We start from the raw sequence: 1,383 nt of genomic DNA, 5'->3' as shown, positions 1-1,383 counted from the left end.
GGCGGGTCAGGGCGTGAAGGCGGCCGACGGATTGGTCGTTCTCGATGTCTGAACAAGATCGGATGGAGTTCCAGATGGCCACTCGCGAAATCATCAATCACGACGGCACGCGCGCGAAGCGTTTCGCCGTGCGGCGCCGGCTGAACCGCGCCATCCTCGCCTGCGCTGTCTTGCCGATCGTCGCGGGGCTTGGTGTTGCGCCGGCGCGGGCCGAATATCCCGACAAGATCATCAAGATCGTGGTGCCCTTCGCTGCAGGTGGCGGGACCGACATCATCGCGCGAACGACCGCACAGGAGATCCAGACGGACCTCGGCAAATCGGTCATCATCGAGAACAAGCCCGGCGCCGGGACCATCATCGGAACCCAGACTGTCGCCACCAGCGAGCCCGACGGCTATTCGCTGCTGATGGCGACCTTCGCGCACGCGGTCAATCCGAGCCTGTACAACAAGCTGCCGTTCGATCCGCACAAGGATTTTGCGGCGGTCTCGCTGATCGCACGCTCCTTCAATATCGTCGTCGTCAACCCGGCCTCCAAAATCAACTCGATCGCCGATCTGATCACTGAAGCCAAAGCCAATCCTGGCAAGCTGAATTTCGGCACGTTCGGCACCGGTACCTCGGCCCATCTCGCCGGCGAGCTGTTCAACTCCATGGCCAAGGTCAAGATGACGGCGGTGCCCTACAAAGGCGCGGCGCCTGCGATCAGCGACCTGCTGGGCGGGCAAATCGACGTGATGTTCACCACCGTGGCAAGCGCAGCCTCGCTGGTGGCTGCGGGCCAGCTCCGCGCGCTCGCTGTCACATCCGCCGAGCGTTCGGCCGCATTCCCGCAATTGCCGGCTGTCGCCGAGGCCGGGGTGCCCGGCTACGCCGCCGAATCCTGGTACGGATTGTACGCGCCGGCCAAGACGCCCGCGCCGGTGATCGCGCGCCTCAATCAGGCGGTCGCGAAGGCCGTTCAGTCCGGTGCTTTCAAGCAGCTGGAGGCCAACGAAGGCCTCATCATGGTCGGCAGCGCGCCGGAAGAGCTCGATCGCTATGTCCGGCAGGAGGAGGACCGCTGGCGCAAGCTGGTCAAGGACGCGAACATCGAGGTGCAATAGCGGCGGGCGCGCCGCTCATGTCCGGCCATTGATCTGAAACAACGATAGCCCGCCGGCGAAAGTGCTAGGGTTGAGTCGCGGTTCACGACGCAAGGCCCCCGGGCCCCAAGACAGCGCGTGATGGAATCCGAGGGCTCAATGGGACGACTGCTGAATATCGTTATGCCACTGCATGCTGCGACCAAGCGCGACTACATGGGCCGCATGAACGACGACAAGATCGGCTGCTCGCTGAAGGCGCGGGAATACGAGGCCGACTACTGGGACGGCGACC

1 protein-coding gene is annotated in these 1,383 nt (G+C 64.1%); it reads left to right on the top strand.

The window, feature by feature from the left end; translation table 11 throughout:
- Window positions 1-74: 74 nt before the first annotated feature.
- Window positions 75-1,109 (top strand): tripartite tricarboxylate transporter substrate binding protein, encoded by a 1,035-nt coding sequence (locus A5906_RS01110; RefSeq protein WP_080133997.1) that lies wholly within the window; start codon window positions 75-77, stop codon window positions 1,107-1,109.
- Window positions 1,110-1,383 lie beyond the last annotated feature (274 nt).

Source organism: Bradyrhizobium sacchari, from assembly GCF_002068095.1.
Taxonomy (GTDB): Bacteria; Pseudomonadota; Alphaproteobacteria; order Rhizobiales; family Xanthobacteraceae; genus Bradyrhizobium; species Bradyrhizobium sacchari.
Note: the sequence above shows the minus strand (reverse complement) of the source record. Positions and strands in the feature narration are given on the sequence as shown.